The organism is Streptomyces gossypii, from assembly GCF_025165795.1.
GTDB lineage: Bacteria > Actinomycetota > Actinomycetes > Streptomycetales > Streptomycetaceae > Streptomyces > Streptomyces gossypii.
In genome coordinates this window covers 89,553-109,494 of the sequence record NZ_JAJAGO010000006.1, presented here as the reverse complement: position 1 = coordinate 109,494, position 19,942 = coordinate 89,553, and the positions used below count along the sequence as shown (strand labels likewise).

Below are 19,942 nucleotides of genomic sequence, written 5' to 3'. Positions count from 1 at the left end.
TGACGCCCGTGCCGAATCCCGTGCGCTGGCCCGTACGTCAGATCACCGACACGGACGAGGTGGCCGAGAGGCCGGAAGGGGGGCCGCATGCGGCGCTGGGGACGACGACTGGCAGCAGGGCTGGTGGCGGGCGGGGTGCTGTTGACCGGCTGCACGGGAAGCGGCGACACCGAGAACCTCGCGGATGACAGCAGCAGGGGAAGACAGGACGCCGGCCGGAACGACGCGCCGATGCCCGGGGGAAGCAACGGCCCTCCGGCGGGGGCGAAAGAGGGCGCACAGCAGGGCGAAGGCGGCGAGCGCAAGGGCGAGGTGGAGGACACCGCCCCGGTGGAGCCGGATTACCTCTCCACCTTCGCGCTGGACGTCGACACCGCCTCGTACAGCTATGCGCGGCGCACGATCAATGACGGCAGGATGCCCGCCGCGGACACCGTGCGGCCGGAGGAGTTCGTCAACAGTTTCCGGCAGGGCTATCCGCAGCCCGAGGGCGACGGCTTCACGGTGACCGCGGACGGCGCGCGCACCGGCAGTGGGCAGTGGTCGCTGCTGCGGGTCGGGCTGGCCACCAAGGAAGAGCCTCCGGACGCCGCCGAACGGCGGGCACCCGCGGCACTCACCTTCGTCATCGACATATCCGGGTCGATGGACGAGCCCGGGCGCCTCGATCTCGTCAAGTCCTCGCTGCGGAAGGCGGTCGGGAAGCTGCGGGCGAAGGACTCGGTCTCACTGGTCACCTTCAGCGACGAGGCGACCACGGTGCTGCCGATGACGCGGCTGGACGGTGACGGGCCGCGTGACGACGTCCGCGACGCCGTCGACGGACTCGAACCGGCCGACAGCACAAACCTGGCAGCCGGGATGCGCAAGGGCTACGAGGAGGCGGTCGAAGGCAAGCGGAAGGGGGCGACCAACCGCGTCGTACTGCTCTCGGACGCGCTCGCCAACACCGGCGACACCTCGGCGGAGACCATCCTGGACCAGATCGCCACGCACCGTGCCGAACACGGCATCACCCTCTTCGGCGTCGGGGTCGGCAGCGATTACGGCGACTCGCTGATGGAACGCCTCACCAACAAGGGCGACGGACACACCACTTACGTCTCCACCGAAAAGGAGGCGCAGAAGGTGTTCGTCGACGAACTGCCCCGCAACATCGACCTGCGGGCCCGGGACGCCAAGGCGCAGGTGGCCTTCGATCCCTCGACCGTCGAGCAGTTCCGGCTCATCGGCTACGACAACCGGAAGGTGGCGGACGAGGACTTCCGCGACGACCGGGTCGACGGCGGCGAGATCGGCCCCGGACACACGGTGACCGCCCTGTACGCCGTACAGCTGAAAGAGGGTGCCTCCGGCAAGGTGGCCACCTCGACGGTCCGGTGGCTCGAACCGGACAGCCGCACGCCGCACGAGGAGTCGCGGACGGTCGGCACCGAGACGCTGCGCGGTGACCTGTGGGACGAGGCAGAGCCGAGGCTGCGGCTGACGGCCGTCGCCGCGTACTTCGCCGAGTCGCTGCGCGGGCGGGAGCACGGACTGCCGGACACGCCGACGCTCGGCCAACTGGCCGGATACGCCCGCGACATCGCCTCCCGGACCGAGGACAAGGCGGCCTCCCGGCTCGCGGACACCATCAGCCGGGCGGACGAACTGGGCTGACCGCGGGCTGACCTCGCCGGCTGTCACGCCGAGACGGACGTAGCCCGTGCCCCGGGGGGACGGGGCACGGGCTACGGGATCAGGCGACCCGGAGCGCTCGGGGTCAGAGCGCGAGCTGCTGGCCCGGGAGGATCAGGTCGGGGTCACCGCCGACTACCGACGTGTTGTCCTGGTAGAGCTGCTTCCAGGAGGTGTCGTGCGCCTCAGCGATCGTGCCCAGCGTGTCGCCGGACTTCACGGTGTAATCCCCGCCGTTGCCACCGGAGTTGCCGCCGAACTGCGAGGGCTGCTGCGCCGGCTGCGGGGTCTCCTGCTGGGGCTGCGGCTCCGGCTGGGGCGCCGCCTGCTTCTGGGGCTGGGACGGGGCAGGGGCCGGGGCCTCGCTCTGCGGCTGCTCGTCGCCGTTGCCGCCACCCTCCGTGCTGACGTCCGCCGACGGGCCGCCGGACGTCAGGCCACCGGCACTCGCACAACCCCAGGCGCCTGGGCCCTGCATGGCCAGCAACTTCTCGGCAGCGGCGATCTGCTGCTGCTTGGTCGCCTGGTCGGCGCGCGGGGCGTACTGCGTGCCCCCGGCGGCGGCCCAGCTGGACTGGGAGAACTGCAGACCGCCGTAGTAACCGTTGCCGGTGTTGATCGACCAGTCACCGCCGGACTCGCACTGGGCGACCTTCTCCCAGGTGTCCACCGAGGCAGCCTGGGCGCCCGTCGCGGAGAGCAGGGGAAGGGCCACGGCCGCACCGGTGACCCCGGCGAAGGTGGCTATGCGGGCCGACTTGTTGGGACGACGATGACGGCCACTACCGGAAAAGAGCATGACGTTCTTCCTCACCGACGCCTGCGAGGTGAGCTGTCGGACCCGGGCCGGATGAGTGCCCGTCCGTACGCGGCTGCGCACGATGTCGCCCCTAGGGGGTGTCTCCACCCCCGAGCCGCACCCCGGAGGGCGCGGCGCTCACGGTCCCGCCCGCGCAGGCGCATGCTCCCTGTCGCGGAGGAGGAACCGCTACGTGGTTCCCCCGCTCCTGCCATCGGCGCTTGCGCGTCGAATGCCCCCCTCGACCGCCGGCAGGATTCGGCGGGACGGCCCAGGGCGCCCGTCAGTTGACGGGCGATGCGACAGTACGCACACCCCTCGGGAAGGCACAAAGACCGGCATCCGCGATCCATCGGCTCAACCGGAGCGCGGGAACCGGCGTCCTCGCAGGTGGTGCCGTACACGGACGAATACGACAGCCGATATCCGCACCGGCCGGCGGGAGAGAAGCCTCACACGGTGGGGCTAGGGCGCGCCCTAGCCCCACCGGGTGCTGAACCCGACCCCAGTAGGGGGCACGTAGTACCGGGGTAGCTGGCGGCGGCTCCCCCCGGCCGTCTACGTTCGTAGGGGTCCAGCGCGGTGCGGCACCGGTCCGCGCACCACCGAGCACGCACTCAACACCGCACGTCATAGCAATCCGCATATGAAGGGGCCCGGAGAGTGGCTGAACAGCTGAACACCGTCGGAGCGGAGGACGCCACCGCTCCACCGGCGAGCGAGGAGGAGCAACGGGCACCCGTCGTCTCCGCGCAGGGCCTGACCGCGGCCCAGGTCGCCGAGCGGGTGGCGGCCGGGCAGGTGAACGACGTGCCGGTCCGCTCCAGCCGGAGCATCGGCGAGATCATCCGGGGAAACCTGTTCACCCGCATCAACGCGATCATGGGCGCCCTGTTCGTGATCATCATGGCCGTGGGCCCCGTGCAGGACGCGCTCTTCGGCGGGGTCATCCTGGCCAACACGCTGATCGGTGTCATCCAGGAGGTCCGCGCCAAGCGGACTCTGGACCAGCTGGCCATCGTCGGCGAGAGCCGCCCCATGGTCCGCCGCGACGGCGTGGCGGCCTCGCTCACCGCCGAGCAGATCGTCCTGGACGACCTCATCGAGCTGGGGCCCGGCGACAAGATAGCGGTCGACGGCGTGGTGGCCGAGGCCGCCGACCTGGAGGTCGACGAGTCGCTCCTCACCGGCGAGGCGGACCCGGTTCTCAAGCGGCCCGGCGACACCGTCATGTCGGGCAGTTTCGTGGTGGCCGGGGCGGGCGCGTTCTCCGCCACCCGGGTCGGCCGTGACGCCTACGCCGCCCGGCTCGCCGAAGAGGCGAGCAAGTTCACTCTGATCAGCTCCGAACTGCGCGGTGGCATCAACACCATCCTGAAGTTCGTCACCTACGCGATCATTCCGGCCGGCATCGCGCTGATCATCAGCCAGTTGACCGTGGGCAACGACGACGACATGGCCGAGGCCATCCGGCGGATGGTCGCCGGACTCGTGCCGATGGTGCCCGAAGGACTGGTGCTGCTCACCTCGGTGGCCTTCGCGGTCGGCGTCGTCAGACTGGGCAAGAAGCGCTGTCTGGTGCAGGAGCTGCCCGCGATCGAGGGCCTGGCCCGAGTGGACGTCGTCTGCCTGGACAAGACGGGCACGCTCACCGAGACCGCGATGGACGTCTCCGAGGTGCGGCTGCTCGCGCAGGACGCACCGGCCGAGGCCGTGCTCGGGGTGCTCGGCACGGCCGACGACCGGCCCAACGCCTCGATGCAGGCGATCATCGACGCGTATCCGGCACCGGAGGGCTGGGAGGTCCTCGACAGCTCCCCCTTCTCCTCCGCCCGCCGCTGGAGCGGCGCCATGCTCGCTGAGCCCGGCTCTGCTGAGCCGGTGCCCGGTCAGCCCGGACAGGGCGCAGGCGCCCGTACCGCCACCTGGCTGCTCGGCGCACCCGACGCGCTGCTCCCCCCCGGGCATCCGGTACTCACGGAGGTGGACGAGCACGGCGCCGCCGGACTGCGCGTCCTGCTCCTCGTCCGTACGGCCGCCACACTGCGTTCAGTCATGGAAGGGCTGCCGGATCCCGCCGCCGATGCGGCCGACGCACTGGAGCCCATCGCCCTGGTCGTCATCGAGCAGCGCATCCGCAAGGAAGCCCCCGCCACCCTGCGCTACTTCGCCGAGCAGGGTGTGCAGGCAAAGATAATCTCCGGAGACAACGCCCTCTCCGTCGGCGCCGTGGCCCGTGGCCTCGGCTTCCCCGGCGCCGAACACCCGGTCGACGCCCGCACACTGCCCGAGGATCCGGAGGAACTCGCGGATATCGCGGAGCGCACCTCCGTCTTCGGCCGGGTGGGGCCGCAGCAGAAGCGTGCGCTGGTGCAGGCGCTCCAGTCCCGTGGCCACACCGTGGCCATGACGGGCGACGGCGTCAACGACGTGCTGGCGCTGAAGGACTCCGACATCGGCGTCGCCATGGGCGCGGGCAGCCCGGCGACCCGCTCCGTCGCCCAACTCGTCCTGCTGGACAACAACTTCTCGGTCCTGCCGTCCGTGGTGGCCGAGGGGCGCCGTGTCATCGGCAACATCGAGCGCGTCGCGAACCTCTTCCTGACCAAGACCGTCTACTCGGTGCTGCTCGCGATCATGGTCGTGATCGCCCAGGTCCCCTATCCCTTCCTGCCCCGCCACCTCACCCTTGTCGGCTCGCTCTCCATAGGTATCCCGGCCTTCTTCCTGGCGCTCGCTCCGAACGCCGAGCGTGCCAGGACGGGCTTCGTCCGCCGGGTACTGCGCTTCGCCCTGCCGGCCGGCCTGTTGGCGGCGGTGGCGACGTTCGCCGCGTACCTGTACGCGCGGCACGTCTACGACGGCAACCTCGAAGCGGAGACCTCGGCGGCCACGCTGACACTGTTCCTGGTGGCGCTGTGGGCGCTCGCCATCATCGCCCGCCCCTACACCTGGTGGCGAATAGCCCTGGTGCTCACCATGGGCGCCGCCTTCGCAGTGGTGCTCGTGGTGCCGTTCGCGCAGGAGTTCTTCCAGCTCGAGCTCGTCGGTGTACGCGCCCCTTGGACTTCGGTGGCGATCGCGGCCGGGGCGGGGCTCCTGCTGGAGGTCACCTGGGCCGTGCTCCGCCGCCGTACGACGAAAACGGATGCGCTCATCGGCGCCTGAAAGCGGGCGAGGGACCGCCGCGCGCTGCCCACCATGGCGTTCGCGGCGGTCAGCGGGGGCACGCATGCGCATCCGCAAGACCTCGTCGAGATTTCTGCAAGAAGTCTGCGACAGCCCACGGGCACACACCCCACGGATGAAACACACCGACATTCATGGGGGAAGTCTGTGTCTCCAGTAAGTGGGATGAACAAGCCGGCTGTCGTTCAGCAGGGCCAGTGGGTGACGGCGTCGGGGTGCAAGAGCATCCTCGTCGTCATCCACACCCTTACCTACGCACAGCGGTTGCGTGAGGTGTTTTCGCTCGTCCGGGGGGACAGGCGGATCCAGGTGGTGTTCGCGCTCGCGCCGCACGCCTTCAGTGACGGAGCGGGCGACTACCTGCGGGCCCGGGGGATCACCGTGATCCCCTGGGAGCTCGCGGTCCGCTCCGAGTTCGACCTCGCGCTCGCGGCGGGATCCCGGGGCATCGAGCAGGTGCGGGCCCCGCTGATCCGCCTGTCGCACGGCGCGGGGCAGATCAAGCTGCTCCGCACCCCGACCGGTCCGGGTCCGGCGGAGCTGCCCCGTACCCCGGGCATGGTGAGCCGACAGCATCTGATGAGCGACGGACGGGTCATACCGGCCGCCGTCGCCTTCGCGCACGACGAGGATCTGGCTCAGCTCGCCGTGGGCTGCCCGGAGGCGCTGCCCGTGGCCACGGTGGTGGGCGACCCCTGCCACGACCGCATCGTGGCGAGCCTGGCGCGGCGCGAGGAATACCGGCGGGCCCTGGGCCTGACGCAGGGGCAGCGGCTCGTGGTGGTCCCCTCCACCTGGGGGCCGTCCTCGGCCTTCGGGAAGCTGGAGACGCTGCTGCCCCGGCTGCTGGCCGAACTGCCGCCGGACGAGTACCGGGTCGCCGCCCTGCTGCATCCCAACGTCTGGTCCGGCCACGGCGGATGGCAGGTACGGGGCTGGCTGTCGGGCTGCCTGCGCCGCGGACTGGCACTGGTGCCACCGGAGTCGGACTGGCAGGGCCTGCTGATCGCGGCGGACCGGATCATCGGTGACCACGGCTCCGTCACCGCCTATGGCGCGCTGACGGGAGCACCGATCCTGCTGGCCTGCTATCCGCACACCGAGGTCTCCACGACCTCACCCGCCGCCCTGCTGGCCGCCGCGTCCTGCGCGCTCGATCCGGTGCACCCGCTGCGGGAACAGCTGGACTTCGCCGCGGCGGAGCGTAGGCCGCAGGACTACGCGCGGGTCTGCGCCAGGCTGTCCTCTGCGCCGGGCGACTTCGCGCGGCGCATGCGCAAGCTGATCTACCGGCTGCTGGAGCTGGGGGAGCCCGCATACGCGGCGGAGACGGAGCCGGTGCCACTGCCCGCACCGCTGGACTCCTGCGGGGAACGGGACTGGGGGGTGCCGGCATGAGCGGCTGGTTCGCGCAGGTGCGGCTGAGCGGGGCCCCGGCAGGAGCCGGTGCCTGCGCGGGTGCCGTTCCTCCCCGCCGTCCCCTCGCCGGACGGGCGAACCGGCGGACGCTGCTGGCGCGTACGGACGGCGCGGCGTGGTGCGCCACGGTCCGCCCCCTCGGGGTGCCGTGGGCGCCCTATACGGGCACGGTGCCGCAGTCCTCCGGTGACCATGACCGGTGGAGCGGCGATGTGCATCTGTGGGCGGAGCCCGGCACGGGCGGCGGCGACCGCTGGGCGGAGAGCGCCGACGTCCTTCACGCGGCGCTTCCCGCCCTGCCCCGCCAGGCCGGTCCCCGCGCCCAGGCGCTGCTGGCCGGCTATCCGGGCGCTCTGCTGGCCTCGGTCGGACTGCTGCGGGACGGCGGCTGCCTGACATGGTGCCGGGCCGGATGGTCGCTGCTGGCACGGCCCGTGCCGGGGGCGGCGCTCACCCGTGACCAGCGGGTCTGCCTGGTCTCCTTCCTGCACGCCTGGCTGGCGGGCGGACGCGCGGTGGCCTCGCTGCGCAGCCTCTCCCTGAGCGGCCGAAGTGACGTCCGTGCTGAAGGCTGTGCTGACGGCCGGGCCGGGCGCGGCAGCCGTCCGGCGGCCGGAACGACGGTGGCCGGACACACGGAGGTTTCGCTGGCGTACCGGAAGAGCTGAGCCCCCGCCCCGCCGGGCAAAGCACCGCGCCGGGCGGCCAACCGACCGGATGCGGCGGTCACAACCCCCGCATCCGGTCCACCAGCCGCTCGGCGTCGGCCGGACTGATCGACCGGAGGATCTCCAGGGCACGCCCGTAGTACTCTTGCGCCGTTTCCGGATCCCCGGCCCGCTCCGCCGCCTGTCCGAGCATCTCGCAGGTGCGGGCCTGCCAGTGCGCCGAACCGGATGCCTCGAACTGCTCCAGCGCCTCCCGTAGTTGCGCACTGCCCGTCCTGTAGGCGCCGTCCCGCACCTGCGCCTGGCCGAGGAGGGCGAGTGCACGGGCCCCGTCGTAGGCGTCCTGCTGCGTGATCAGGGTGCTGTGAGCCTGCTCCAGCTGACCGATCGCCGTGGAGAGCTCCCCGGCCGCCAGGGCGGTCTCGCCCAGGGACAGCCGGGACAGCGCGACACCCCGCTCGTAACCGATGCTCTGCCTCAGCCGCAGTGCCTGTGCGAAGTGCTCGCGGGCCGAGGAGAGTTCGCCGCTCTGGAGCTGTGCGTGCCCGAGACCGTTGCGCGCCTGCGCCTGCTGCCTCAGATCGCCGTCCTCGGTCGCGCAGCGCAGGGCCTGCCGGTACCACTCGGCCGCCTCGCGGTGGCGGCCCGCGTTGCGCAGTCCGTTCCCGCCCGAGGTGAGCATCCGGTTCTCGCCGTCGCGGTCGCTTGTACGGCGCGCCGCCTCAAGCCCGAGCGCGTGGGCCTCGATCCACAGCTCGGCGGGGCGGAGCCGCAGGAAGAGCGGCCACATGGCGTCCACCAGCTGCCAGCACGAGGCGTGCCACCCGGAGTCGCTGCTGTGCCGCACGGCGGCCATCAGCGTGTCCCGGTGCCCGTCGAGCCAGGCCAGGGCCTCCGCGTCGCCCGCGAACGACACCGGTGTCTCCGGGCGGTGCTCGTAGGTGCGGGCAAGGTTGCGGTGGCTGGGGGAGAGGATCGCCTCGGCTGCCGTCGCACCGGCCAGGCACCAGTCCACGAAGCGACGCAGCACGGTCTGCCGGTCCTCGCGCGCGCCGCGGTGGCGGGCATGCTGACGGACCAGGTCGTGGAAGCCGTAGCGATCGTCGCCCGCGTCCTCCAGAAGGCTGGTCTGGATCAGTGTGTCCAGCAGCTGGTCCGCCGACTGAGCCGGAAGGGCACAGACGGCCGCGAGCATTCCGCTGTCGACGGAGCGTGCGGGCAGCAGCCCGATGCATCGGTAGGCGTACGCCGCACCCTTCGGCAGCAGGTCGTAGGACTGGTCCAGCGCGGTGCGTACCGCGGCGTCTCCGTCGACTTGGAGGGCCTCCAGCGGGCCGGTGGCGGAGAGGGCCTCGGCGAGCGCGGCCACCGGGCGACGAGGTCGCGCGGCGAGCTGCGCCGCGGCCAGGCACACGGCCAGCGGCAGATGTGCGCACTGGGCGGCCACCCGCCGCGCGGCTTGCGGGTCCTGCTCGACCCGGCTGCGACCACCCCCGCGGGCGAGCAGTTCGACGGCGTCACCGGCGGCCAGTACCCGCACCGGATGGAGGACGGCACCGTCACTGACGAGCCCGGCCAGATGGCGTCGGCTGGTCACCACCGTCACGCTGCCGGGCCCACTGGGCAGCAGCGGCCGTACTTGCGCGGCGGTGAACGCGTCGTCGAGGAGCAAAGCGAGCCGCCGGCGTGCGGTGACCGTACGCCACAGGGCCACCTGTTCGGCGAAGTCGGCGGGCACGCTGCCGGAGCCCAGGGCGCGCAGGAAGCGCTCCAGCACCGAACTGGGCGGCAGGGCGTCCGAGGGCGCGTTGCCGCGCAGGTCCACATACAGCTGACCGTCCGGGAAGGTTTCCGCACCCTGCCGCAGCCACCATGAGGCCAGCGTGGACTTTCCCACCCCGGCCGGGCCGGTGACGACCACCAACTGCGGAGCGGCGGAGGGGGAGATGTCGCGCAGGTCCCCCAGGGCGTGCAGATCCTCGGTCCGGCCGACGAAGGCGCCCGGCGGAGGCGGGAGCTGGCGCGGGACCGGCGGGAGGTCCAGCGGCGCGGGGTGGAAGTGGATTCCGCCGTGCACGTCCCGTGCCTGCACCGTCGGCCCCTCCAGGCGTGCACCGCCGCCGACGCTGTTGACATGCCCGGATCCCGCAGGCGCCGGGCGCGGACTTCCGGCGTGCGGTGCATAATCCGCGCACCACCGCCGTAACCCGCGCGACAGAGCCGCGTCATGGGCTGCACGGAGCGACAGTGCGGTGGCCAGTCGGCCGAGGGACAACGGTGCGCGATCGTCGCACGCGGCACGCCATTCGGCGGCGACCCCAGGGTCGGTATTGATCACCGAACGCAAGATCCCCTCCAACTCAGGCCAGGGATCTGACAAGGAACCTGTCAAAGGTTCCGAGCTATTCGCGCTACTGGCGGCAATCATGGCCGAAAGCAAGACATTGCTCAGATCCTCATCCCCCATGCTCCCTTCATGCCCCATTTGTATCGCCGTTGCACATGAGGCGCGCAACTGCCCCACTTTTCTTGGTACTCTGGCTATCCGCAGGCTGTGGAACCAGTCGGAAGAAGGCGGCGCGAAGCAGCCGGATCCGGCCTCATTCTGCGATTGTTCTGGTCACTCTCGCTCAGCTGAGGCAATCTTGTGTTCGCGGAAGGCCTATCCGGCGGGAGGCGCTGGTGAAGCTCCGGATACGCATGTTCGGACCAGTGGAGTTGCGTTCGGGCGAGCGGCACCGCGTCCTCGGTTCCTCCAAGGAGGGGCTGACCCTTGCCGGTCTCGCCTGGGATATCGGCAAGGCGGTCAATGTCGACACCCTGGTCGGCAGGGTCTGGGACCTGCCGCCCAGCAGGCCGGTCGCGAACCTGCACACCTATGTGTCCCGCCTCCGGCACACCCTCCGCACCGTCGGCGGTGACGACGCCCCGGTGGTCGCCGGAAGCGCCCGTACGTACGCGCTCAACGCCCCGGCCGACGCGGTGGATCTGCACCGTTACACCGCCCACATCGACCGCGCCCGGACCCTGCACGACGACGGCCGCAGTCACGACGCGCTGGGCGTGCTCACAGAGGCGGCCGCCCTGTGGAGCGGCGAGCCGCTGGCCGGGTCCCCTGGCATGTGGGCGGAGCGGATACGCGGGGTTCTCGCGGACCGCCGTTTCGAGGCGTCGCTGCTGCGCGCCGAGATCGCGGTACAACTGGGGCGCTACAGCGAGGCCATCGCCGAACTGGCGCCGCTGGCCGAGCGGCACTCCGGCCACGAGCCGCTCGTCGAGCACTTCGCGCTGGCGCTCTACGCGGGCGGACGGGTCGAGGAGGCGGCGCGCGTCATGCAGCGCGCGTTGCGGCAGATGGCGGCGGACCACGGAATCGACGCGGGGGCCCGGCTGCGCCGGGTGCACGACGGCATCCTGAACCGCGCACCGGTCGGCGAACTCCTGCCCGCGCAGCCCGTCCGGATGCGCGAACCGGCCGCCCCCGTGCCGGACTCCCTGCCGAGCGACGTCCCCTGGGTGGGAAGGCAGGAGGAACTGCGCCGGCTGACCGAGGGCGCGGGTGAGCCCGGCGCACGTCCCACGGGTGCCGCATTGGTGCGTACCATTGACGGAATGGGCGCGGTCGGCAAGACCGCACTCGCGGTGCACGCCGCACACAGCGTCCGCGAACACTTCCCGGACGGTCGCGTCTTCCTCGACCTGCGGGCGCACGCCACGTTCCAGGAGCCGTTGGGGGCGGCGGCCGCGCTCACCGAACTGCTGCGCGAGCTGGGCACCTCCAGGAGTGAGATCCCGCAGAGCGTCGAGGAGCTCGTCACCCTGTGGCGTACGACGATGGCGACCCGCCGCGCACTGATCGTCCTGGACGACGCGGTCGACACGGAGCAGGTGAGACCGCTGCTGCCGGGCTCCTCGCCCTCCATGATCATCATCACCAGCCGCCGCCGTCTCACCGGCCTCCCGCATGCGCGCAGCCTCTCGCTGGAAATCCTCCCGCAGCAGGAATCCCTCGCCCTCTTCCACGAGCGAGTCGGGACGCACCCCACCTCGCCCGACGCCGACGCGGCCGAGATCGTACGATTCTGCGCGGGGATTCCACTCGCCGTCATCATGGCCGCGGGCCGCCTGCAATCCCGCCCCTCCTGGAGCACGGCGGACCTCTACCGGCGCATGGCGGAGAAGCCCACCCGCCTTCCCGAGATGAGAGACGGCCCACACCAGCTGAGGAACTCCTTCGCCCTCTCCTATCGGGATCTCACCCCCGCGCAGCAACTGGTGTTCCGCCGCCTCGGGCTCCACCTCGGCTCCGAATTCGGCACGGCGGCGGCGACCGCCCTCTCGGGCCTCTCCACGGAGGAGACCGAAAGCGCACTGGAAGAACTCCTCGCCTGCCATCTCCTCACGGAACCAAGGGCGCACAGATTCCGACTGCACGACCTCGTACGTGAATTCGCCCTGAGCGAGGCGGAAGCGGAGCCCGCGGCAGAGCGGCAGCAGTCCGTCCAGCGCCTCCTGGACATGTACCTCCACGCGGCAGATCTCGCGGACCGCGAGGCCTACCCCCAACGCATGCGCATGTCCGTCCCCGGCGCCTCCCCCGAAACGGCCCGCCTCTGGGACGAGGGCAGCGCCCACATCTGGTTCACCACGGAGGGATCCAACCTCCTCGCCGCCCTCACCTACACCCGCGACCACGGGTCCGCCCGCGAACTCGCCTGCTTCATACACGTCCTCACCGGCTACATGGACGCGGAGGGGTATCTCAGGACGGCGGGCCCGCTCATGGAGAGGGCGCTGGAGCACTGGAGCGAGGAGGGGGACACCACGGCCGAGGCTTACGCTCTGCTCGATTTCAACACCGCTCTCGCCCACGCGGGGGACTCCGCGGCTGCGGTGAGTGCATGCGAAAAGGTGTACGAAATATCCCGGGCGGTGAGTGACGGCGGTCTGTCTGCCGAGGCCCTCTACCAGATGTCCATGTCGTACTGGCGCACTGGGAGATACCGGGAATCGCTGCGCTGCGGGCAGGAATGCCTCGCTCTTCGCATGCAGGGATCGAGCGAGTTCCACCAGGCCAGGAGTCTCAATCTGATCGGCATATCCCAGCTCCATCTGGGGTCGTATCAGGAGGCGGTCGGAAACTTCACGGAGGCACTTGCCAAGTACAAATGCGCCGGGAACATGACTGGTGAGTTCATGGTGGTGAACAACCTTGCCGAGCTTCATGCGAAGCTGTCCAACACCATGGAGGCCGAGCGCATGTACCGTCAGGCCATCGAGCTTGCCCGCGTGATGGGCAGTCGTACGGATTCAGCCGTACTGAGGATGAATCTCGCAAGTGTTCTTCTGCTCTCGGGGCAGTCGGCAGAAGCCCTGCGCCTGCATCAGGAAGCGTTGCTGGTCTTCCGCAGCACGAACGACACACTCCACGAGGCAGTGAGCTTGAACGGCGTGGGGATGGCACTGCAGGCAGTCGGGCGCAGCGAGGAAGCCCTTGGCTACCACCGTGCGTCGCTGGACCTTGCCAATCGGATCAGCGCTGCCCGGGAGCGGGTCCAGGCGCTGCGTCAACTCGGCGCTGCCGAGTACCGCACCGGCCGAATCGAAGAAGCGCACGGGCACCTCACAGTCAGCCTGGCGAGCGCTCGACAGATGGACGCGCCGGACGAGGAGGCTGAGACTCTCAAGGTCCTGGCAGACCTCGCCCGTCACGATCGCCGGAATCCCCGGGGCCCGGGTGAGGTGAGGCATTCCTTTGGAGCCCCCGAATGCACGGAACGTGAGAGCAACGATTTCGCGAAACCTGAACGGGGTCAGGGGCAGCCGTAGGGTTGGCATCCTGGGTGCACGGATTGGATGAATGAGCCACGGAGATTGGTGGCTCTGTTCTGATTTGCCTTCTGGCTCGGCCGCGTGATCAGATTCTCGGGAACGATCATTCGCGCCGTGCGCGCGCCTCCGTCACTGTTAGGTGCGCGCTTCCCAAGGAGCAGAGAATGCCCAATTGCTATGCACGTTTTCTCAAGCGTACCGCGACCGTCGCCGTGGTTGCCATCGCTTCCCTGGCGGCAGTAGCAGCGGCCTCACCGGCCGAGGCAGCGACCCCGATAACCATGATATGCATGGCGAAATAAAGGCGGGCCCTCCACACCCTGATATGGGAACCGGTACGCGTAGTGGACGGGCACGGCGGGACCGCCGTGCCCGTCAGGGCTGTCATCGCGGTGGTGCGGGGCGGCGACCAGGAACTCGCAGCCCCGCCGGGGCGGCGATTAACGCTTCTGATCGGTTCTGTTCACCTCGTCTGCGACTCATTGCCATGAGTGATTGAAGGGGCTTCAGTGGCTGGCACCTCCGCGCCAAGGAGGCTCCTGCCCCTTCTCAGAGGAGAGCCGTGCCTCAGTTTCCCGCGCCTCCGAGCCGACGCCGCGGCGCCTGCCCCGATCGTCTCGGCAAAACCCGTCACCGCTCCACCCGTCGTGTGCTGGCGGCGGCGTTGACCGCCCTGGTCGCCGTTCCTCTGGGCATCCTGTCCAGTGCGCCACCGGCCGCCGCAGAGCCCGGTGACACCAACGCGGCCCAGTTCAAGGGCGTGAACTGGGCCCGTCCGGGCGACAACTTCGTCGACGGCCCGGTCGTCCCCGAGGGCCTGAACGTCTCCGACAGCTACGCGACGGTGAAGGCCAAGGCCACCAGCATCTACGCCGGTTTCGAGCGAACCGCCGGCGCTGACACCGTGCGGCTGCCGGTCAACACCCACTCCGTCCCCGGAACTCCGTGGGGAGACGCGTACGCGGGCGCCGTGGACGCCGCGACCGCCAAGGGCTTCAAGGTGATCCTCTCCTACTGGGAGGACGAGGCGTCCACCGGTGGCCGGATCACCGACCGGGACGCCTTCAACTCGATGTGGAACTCCGCCGTCGCCAAGTACGGCTCCAACTCCCAGGTCTACTTCGAACCGATGAACGAGCCCCACGGCTACACGGCCGCCGAGTGGGCCGATGTCGCCGCCGCCTGGATAGGCGACCGTCCCTCGGTTCCCAAGGACCGGATCATCGTCAGCGGCAGCGGCTACAACGGCGAGGTCACCTCTGTGTGCGCCGACGACCGCCTGAACGGGACCCATCTGTCCCTCCACCTGTACGCCTTCCAGTTCGGCCCCAAGACCTACGACGAGTGGGTCAGCGAATTCAGGAAGCGGATAGGTTCCTGCGGCGCGCGCACCGTGCTGGACGAGTTCGGCGCACCCATGGACGACGGCCGGAACTACAACGACGCAGCCAGCAGCGACAACTTCGTCCGCTATCTGCGCGCCGCCACCGACACCGTCCGCTCCCTCGGCATGGGCGCGGTCTACTGGCCGGGGCTAGGCGGCAAGCACACGAACCGACCGAACCACGACTGGTACTCCCTCTACGCCCTCGAAGGCAGCGGCAACGAGCTCACGACGCGCGTCCGCAACACCACGGCGATCGATCGACTCGCATTCGCCTGGGGCGCCGGGTCCGGATCACCTACCACCGCATTGCGGAGCGCCGGTACGCAGAGCTGCCTGGACGTCCCCGGTGGTACCCACGACAACCACACACAGCTTCAGGCACATGCCTGCAACGGCGGGGAGAACCAGCAGTGGACCAGAACGGCGACGGGACAGATCACCGTATACGGCGGTGAGAAGTGCCTGGACGCCCTGGGCCAGGGCACGGTGAACGGCACGAAGGTCGGCATCTACGACTGCAACGGCGGGGAGAACCAGAAGTGGGCCTTCTACTCCGACGGCACGATTCGCGGGGCACAGTCCGGTCTCTGCCTGGACGTCAGTGGAGACACGTCCAAGGTTCAGCTCTACTCCTGCTGGGGCGGCAGTAACCAGCAGTGGCACCTCGCCTGACACGGTCCGGGCCCCGGATCAGTCGACGGAAAAGCCAGATCCTTCCTTGGAGCGTGGTTACTTCGTCGACTGATCGGGGGCATGGCGTCGGGACGGGCGCGACACGTGAGGGTGGTTCTGCGTGACCTACGGGCGCGGGCGGAGATAGACGGGCTGAGGTGGTTTCCGCCCGGAGGCCGGAGATGAGGGTGAAGCGATGAGGCACAGGAAAGCCAGTGGAACCTTGCGCCGCGTGGTGGGTGTGGGCGTGCTCGTGGGGATTGTTGGGCTGCTCGGTGCAGGTACGGCACATGCGGATGAATACCATAAGAACGCGCACAATGGGTCAAGGTTCACGGTGGTGCACGTCGGCCAGGTGGATGACCCCATGGAGGACGTGCTGGAGCACACTCTCGTGTTCGGGGACGGCTACACCTGGGACTGAGGCGGCATTCTCCGCAGCGATTCACACCGTGACGGCGGGAATCCCCCTCCGGCGGGTAATGCGCGCCCCGGTCGCGTGGTGCGGCCGGGGCGCGCACACCCATACGCCCGCCGCCCCCGCTGCTGTGGCCCGAACGATGGCGCGAATCTACCCATGGGCGCGTTGCCGTGCGTAACTGTCGGATCTACACTGCGTGTCAGGATTTGTGCGCGACCGACGAGAGTGGGGGCGGAGACATGGCTCGTGCCTGGAAGGCCGATCCGACCGCGTTATTCGTGCGGCGACTGGGAAAGTCGGCCGAAGAATTAGGCAAGACGGATGGTCACGACGAGTGCCCGGATATCTGGCAGCTCGACAACGGCGATATCGCCGTGATCGGGAAGGACCTGACGGCCACCTATCGATCGCAGCTGCCGAAGGGCGTGGCCCTCGCCGCCGACGAGCGGCTGGTGATCATCCCCGGGATCATGCTCAGTTCGGCTAAGGAAGATATACCCGATGCTTGACCTACGCGCCCCCCTCCTGCCGCCTGACCAGGGAGAGCGACTCGTCCGGGAAGCCTACAAGCGCGACTTCCGGTTACGTGACGCTCAGATCCGCGACGGTGCCTCCTGGAAACTGGAGCGGCGGCAGCACTTCCAGGAGCAGGGCAGCGCCAGTTGGGAAGCAATGCGGCGAGGGGACTGGGAAGAATCGCTGCGGCTTCTGGAAGAGAGGCGCCCAGCTCTGCTGGAGGCTGCCCGGGCGGACGAGCGGCGCGGCTACGTGTTCCACCGGGTACGTATTGTGCAGAATCCGCTGACTCCCTATATGCAGTGGCAGTTGCATTCTCTCAGGCTGCGCGCGGAATGCGGCGAGATGATTCGCGTGGTCCGGCTGGAGGAGGTGTCCGTCTCGGATAATCCCGACCCACTGCCCGAAGTGGTTATTCTCGGCGGCCACACCCTGTACCGCGTCCTCTACGACGAGGCCGGGGTGCCGGGCGGGGCTGTCCGCTATACCGCCCCGGAAACTGTGACGCGTTGGGAGCTCTACGTGAAAGCGCTCCACCGGGCGGGTGAAGAGGTGCGGAGCTTCTTCGACCGTGAGGTGGCACCACTGCCTCCACCCGAAGTGACGGGACAGCAGGGCACGCCTGCACCAGCACTGCCGGCGAATGCGCAGGCGAGTACGGCGGAGACGGAGTAGGCCATCAAGGAGCGCAGCGGAGATGAGGAGCGGGCCGACGGATCGAGGAACGATCTGTCGGGTAGCTCGCGTGATGTCATACAGGCGGGGAGTGTCAGCGGAGGGATTCACTTTCACGAACGGGAGGCGGCCTCCGAGGAAGGACGGAAAGGCCCTGGCGGCCCCACACCGCGACAACTCCCCAGTGACGTCAGCGGATTCGTCAACCGTACCGAGGAACTCGACCGGCTGAACGCCGTGCTGGTCGGTGCGGACGGTGATCCGCTGGTCATTTCGGTATGCGTGATAGCGGGTACGGCGGGGGTCGGAAAGACCTCACTCGCGCTGCGCTGGGCGCACCAGGTGCGCGACCGCTTTCCGGACGGGCAGCTCTATGTCAATCTGCGGGGTTACGACCCGGGGGAGCCGGTCGCCGCGCGCGACGCCCTGCACCGCTTTCTGACCGCCCTCGGTGTCCCGGCCGGTTCCGTGCCGCAGGATCTGGACGCCGCCGCGGCGCAGTACCGTTCGCTGCTCGCCGACCGCAGGTTTCTTGTCGTACTGGACAACGCGGCGACGGTCGGCCAGGTCCGCCCGTTGCTGCCCGGCAGCGGGCAGTGCCTGGCGGTCGTCACGAGCAGGAGCATGCTCTCCGGCCTCGTGGTCCGGGACGGCGCCCGCCGGGTGACGCTGGGCACGCTTCCGCAGCCGGAGGCCGTTGCCCTGCTGCGCGCCGTCACCGCCGGATACCGGCCCGAGGACGACCTCGACAAGCTGACCGAACTGGCCGGGTTGTGCGCCCGCCTGCCCCTGGCCCTGCGCATCGCCGCCGAACGCGCGGCCAGCCACCCGCACATGCGGCTGGACGACCTGATCGCCGACCTGCGGGACGAATCCGCCCTGTGGGACGCCCTGAGCACCGGAGACGACGAGGAGGCCGAGGCGGTTCGTACGGTGTTCGCCTGGTCCTACCGGGCGCTGCCGGACCGTGCCGCCCGGCTGTTCCGGTTGCTGGGGCTGCATCCGGGGCCCGAGTTCGGCCTGTACGCGGCCGCCGCGCTTGCCCAGATGACGCCCGCCCGCACCCGGCAGCTGCTGGATTCGCTGGTGGGTGCCCATCTGGTGGAGCAGATCGCCCCTGACCGGTACCAGTTCCACGACCTGCTGCGCGCCTATGCGACGGACCAGGCCCAGCACGAGGAGCCGGAGGAGAGCCGGGCGGCGGCGCTGGGCCGCGTACTGGAGTGGTATCTGCACACCGCCGACGCCGCACAGGGCTGGCTGAGCCCCGCCGAGGAGCGCCTCACGCTCACCCCGCCGGGCGAGGGGGTGCGTCCGCTGGCCTTCGCCGACTACGACGCGGCCGTGGACTGGTCCGAGCGGGAGAACGCCAACCTGCTGCGGGCGGTGCGCAGCGCCGTCGACGCCGGAGACGACCGGCTGGCCTGGCAGTTGTCCGCGGTCCTGTGGTGGGCGCAGTCGCCGTCCGCGCCGGTCGCCGAGTGGCTGGAGGCGGGCCGCGTCGGCCTGGCCGCCGCACGACGGTCGGGCGAGGGGCGTGCGGAGGGGCTGCTGCTCACCGGTCTGGGGATGGGGCACACCCGGATCAACGAACTGGCCGAGAGCCTTGAATGCCACCGGCGTGCGCGGGAGATATGGCGCGAGTCGGGTGACCGGCTCGGCGAGGCGCACTCGCTGAATCTGATGGGGTTGATCCACCTGCGAAGGAGGCAGCTGGCGGACGCCGCGCTCCACTTCGAGCAGGCCATCGAAGTGTTCCGTGCGCAGCGCTCCGAGCACTGGGAAGCGACCACGCTGTCCAACCTCGCCGGTACGCACTACCGCGCCGGACGCCTGCCGGAGGCCCGGGCCGCGGTGGAGCAGGCGCTCGCGGCGCACCGCGCGCTCGGCAATCAGCGCGGCGAGGGCAATGTGCTGCGCATACTCAGTGATCTCGAACGGGAGCGGGGCGAGCCGGAGAAGGCGCTGAAGTCGGCGCAGGCGGCGCTGGATATCGCGCTTGGTCTGCGTGATCAGCGGCTGGAGGGGTTCTGGCTGCTCACTCTGGCTGACGCTCAGGGGGCCGAGGGGCGCTTCGAGGAGGCACTGGTCTCCGCTCAGCGCTCCGCCATGCTCCACCGCAGGCTGGGGGACCGGAGCCGGGAGGCCCTGGCCTGGCAGGGCGCGGGTGCGGCGTTCGGCGCGTGTGAACGGCACGCGGAGGCGGCGGACTTCCACCGGCGCGCCGTGTCCGTCCACCGTGAGCTGGGTGACGGCTGGCATGAGGCGCTGGCCCTGGAGAGCCTGGGTGTGGAGCTGCTGTCTGCGGAGTCGCTGGTGTCTGGGGAGGCGCGGTCGTCTGCGGAGAGCCGGGCGGCGGCGCTGGAGCACTGGGCGGGGGCTCTGGAGCTTCTCGGCGAGTATGACGATCCGCGTGCGGCGGCGGTGCGTGAGCGGATCGAGGGCCGGGTGGCGCGGGCGAGGTGAGTGAGGGGCGCCGCCGTGGTGGCGGTCGGTGTCCGATGGCATGGGTGACCGGCCGATCCTCGTCCGCCGGTCACTCGTTACACAGGGCGACGATCGACGGAGCCAGTGCCGAGGAGCCCTCCCATGCCCCCATCCATGAGCCGCCGCAATCTCATCTGGGCCTCTGCCGTCTCCGCCTCGGCAGCCGCCGTGGCCTCCTCCTCCCCGCGGCCTCCCTCCGG

General features: G+C 70.0%; 12 protein-coding genes. 10 read left to right on the top strand and 2 right to left on the bottom strand.

The annotated features are described in order from the left end of the window. Positions 1–87: 87 nt before the first annotated feature. The gene (locus tag LHJ74_RS14040; protein ID WP_260218338.1) at positions 88–1,659 is read left to right on the top strand and encodes a vWA domain-containing protein; all 1,572 of its coding nucleotides are present in this window, start codon (positions 88–90) and stop codon (positions 1,657–1,659) included. 103 nt (positions 1,660–1,762) lie between these two features. Here the strand turns inward: LHJ74_RS14040 and LHJ74_RS14035 are convergent, their stop codons facing one another. Then, on the bottom strand, positions 1,763–2,476 hold the full coding sequence (locus LHJ74_RS14035; protein ID WP_260218337.1) for a LysM peptidoglycan-binding domain-containing protein: 714 nt from the start codon (positions 2,474–2,476) through the stop codon (positions 1,763–1,765). A 663-nt stretch (positions 2,477–3,139) separates the two neighbouring features. On the opposite strand from LHJ74_RS14035, the gene LHJ74_RS14030 reads away from it, so the two are divergent. The 3 genes from LHJ74_RS14030 (at position 3,140) to LHJ74_RS14020 (ending at position 7,752) form a co-directional block, all read left to right on the top strand. Beyond that, positions 3,140–5,644, top strand: coding sequence for a cation-translocating P-type ATPase (locus tag LHJ74_RS14030; RefSeq protein WP_375546745.1), 2,505 nt, complete (start codon positions 3,140–3,142; stop codon positions 5,642–5,644). A 186-nt stretch (positions 5,645–5,830) separates the two neighbouring features. Continuing rightward, on the top strand, positions 5,831–7,063 hold the full coding sequence (locus LHJ74_RS14025) for a hypothetical protein (RefSeq protein ID WP_260218336.1): 1,233 nt from the start codon (positions 5,831–5,833) through the stop codon (positions 7,061–7,063). Further along, positions 7,060–7,752 carry a hypothetical protein gene (locus LHJ74_RS14020; protein WP_260218335.1) on the top strand — a complete coding sequence of 231 codons (693 nt, stop codon included), beginning with the start codon at positions 7,060–7,062 and terminating at the stop codon, positions 7,750–7,752. Before LHJ74_RS14025 ends, LHJ74_RS14020 begins: the two co-directional genes overlap by 4 nt. A gap of 58 nt (positions 7,753–7,810) precedes the next feature. On the opposite strand, the gene LHJ74_RS14015 is transcribed toward LHJ74_RS14020, so the two are convergent. Beyond that, a complete protein-coding gene (locus LHJ74_RS14015) occupies positions 7,811–9,844 on the bottom strand; it encodes a tetratricopeptide repeat protein (protein ID WP_260218334.1) in 2,034 nt (677 codons plus the stop codon). A 590-nt stretch (positions 9,845–10,434) separates the two neighbouring features. Between LHJ74_RS14015 and LHJ74_RS14010 the strand changes: the two genes are divergently transcribed. The 6 genes from LHJ74_RS14010 (at position 10,435) to LHJ74_RS13985 (ending at position 19,721) form a co-directional block, all read left to right on the top strand. Then, the gene (locus tag LHJ74_RS14010; RefSeq protein ID WP_260218333.1) at positions 10,435–13,581 is read left to right on the top strand and encodes an AfsR/SARP family transcriptional regulator; all 3,147 of its coding nucleotides are present in this window, start codon (positions 10,435–10,437) and stop codon (positions 13,579–13,581) included. A gap of 565 nt (positions 13,582–14,146) precedes the next feature. Beyond that, a complete protein-coding gene (locus tag LHJ74_RS14005; RefSeq protein WP_260218332.1) occupies positions 14,147–15,643 on the top strand; it encodes a ricin-type beta-trefoil lectin domain protein in 1,497 nt (498 codons plus the stop codon). Between the two features lie 196 nt (positions 15,644–15,839). Then, on the top strand, positions 15,840–16,067 hold the full coding sequence (locus tag LHJ74_RS14000) for a hypothetical protein (RefSeq protein WP_260218331.1): 228 nt from the start codon (positions 15,840–15,842) through the stop codon (positions 16,065–16,067). A gap of 236 nt (positions 16,068–16,303) precedes the next feature. Next, complete coding sequence (locus tag LHJ74_RS13995; protein WP_260218330.1) at positions 16,304–16,573, top strand: hypothetical protein; 270 nt, start codon at positions 16,304–16,306, stop codon at positions 16,571–16,573. Continuing rightward, the gene (locus LHJ74_RS13990) at positions 16,566–17,255 is read left to right on the top strand and encodes a DUF6879 family protein (RefSeq protein ID WP_260218329.1); all 690 of its coding nucleotides are present in this window, start codon (positions 16,566–16,568) and stop codon (positions 17,253–17,255) included. Before LHJ74_RS13995 ends, LHJ74_RS13990 begins: the two co-directional genes overlap by 8 nt. 237 nt (positions 17,256–17,492) lie before the next feature. Beyond that, on the top strand, positions 17,493–19,721 hold the full coding sequence (locus LHJ74_RS13985) for an ATP-binding protein (protein WP_260218328.1): 2,229 nt from the start codon (positions 17,493–17,495) through the stop codon (positions 19,719–19,721). Positions 19,722–19,942: the final 221 nt, after the last annotated feature.

Coding starts and splice junctions, on each gene's coding strand:
- LHJ74_RS14040 (WP_260218338.1), top strand. CDS start 88: ATGCGGCGCTGGGGACGACGACTGGCAGCAGGGCTGGTGGCGGGCGGG.
- LHJ74_RS14035 (WP_260218337.1), bottom strand. CDS start 2,476: ATGCTCTTTTCCGGTAGTGGCCGTCATCGTCGTCCCAACAAGTCGGCC.
- LHJ74_RS14025 (WP_260218336.1), top strand. CDS start 5,831: ATGAACAAGCCGGCTGTCGTTCAGCAGGGCCAGTGGGTGACGGCGTCG.
- LHJ74_RS14020 (WP_260218335.1), top strand. CDS start 7,060: ATGAGCGGCTGGTTCGCGCAGGTGCGGCTGAGCGGGGCCCCGGCAGGA.
- LHJ74_RS14000 (WP_260218331.1), top strand. CDS start 15,840: ATGAGGCACAGGAAAGCCAGTGGAACCTTGCGCCGCGTGGTGGGTGTG.
- LHJ74_RS13995 (WP_260218330.1), top strand. CDS start 16,304: ATGGCTCGTGCCTGGAAGGCCGATCCGACCGCGTTATTCGTGCGGCGA.
- LHJ74_RS13990 (WP_260218329.1), top strand. CDS start 16,566: ATGCTTGACCTACGCGCCCCCCTCCTGCCGCCTGACCAGGGAGAGCGA.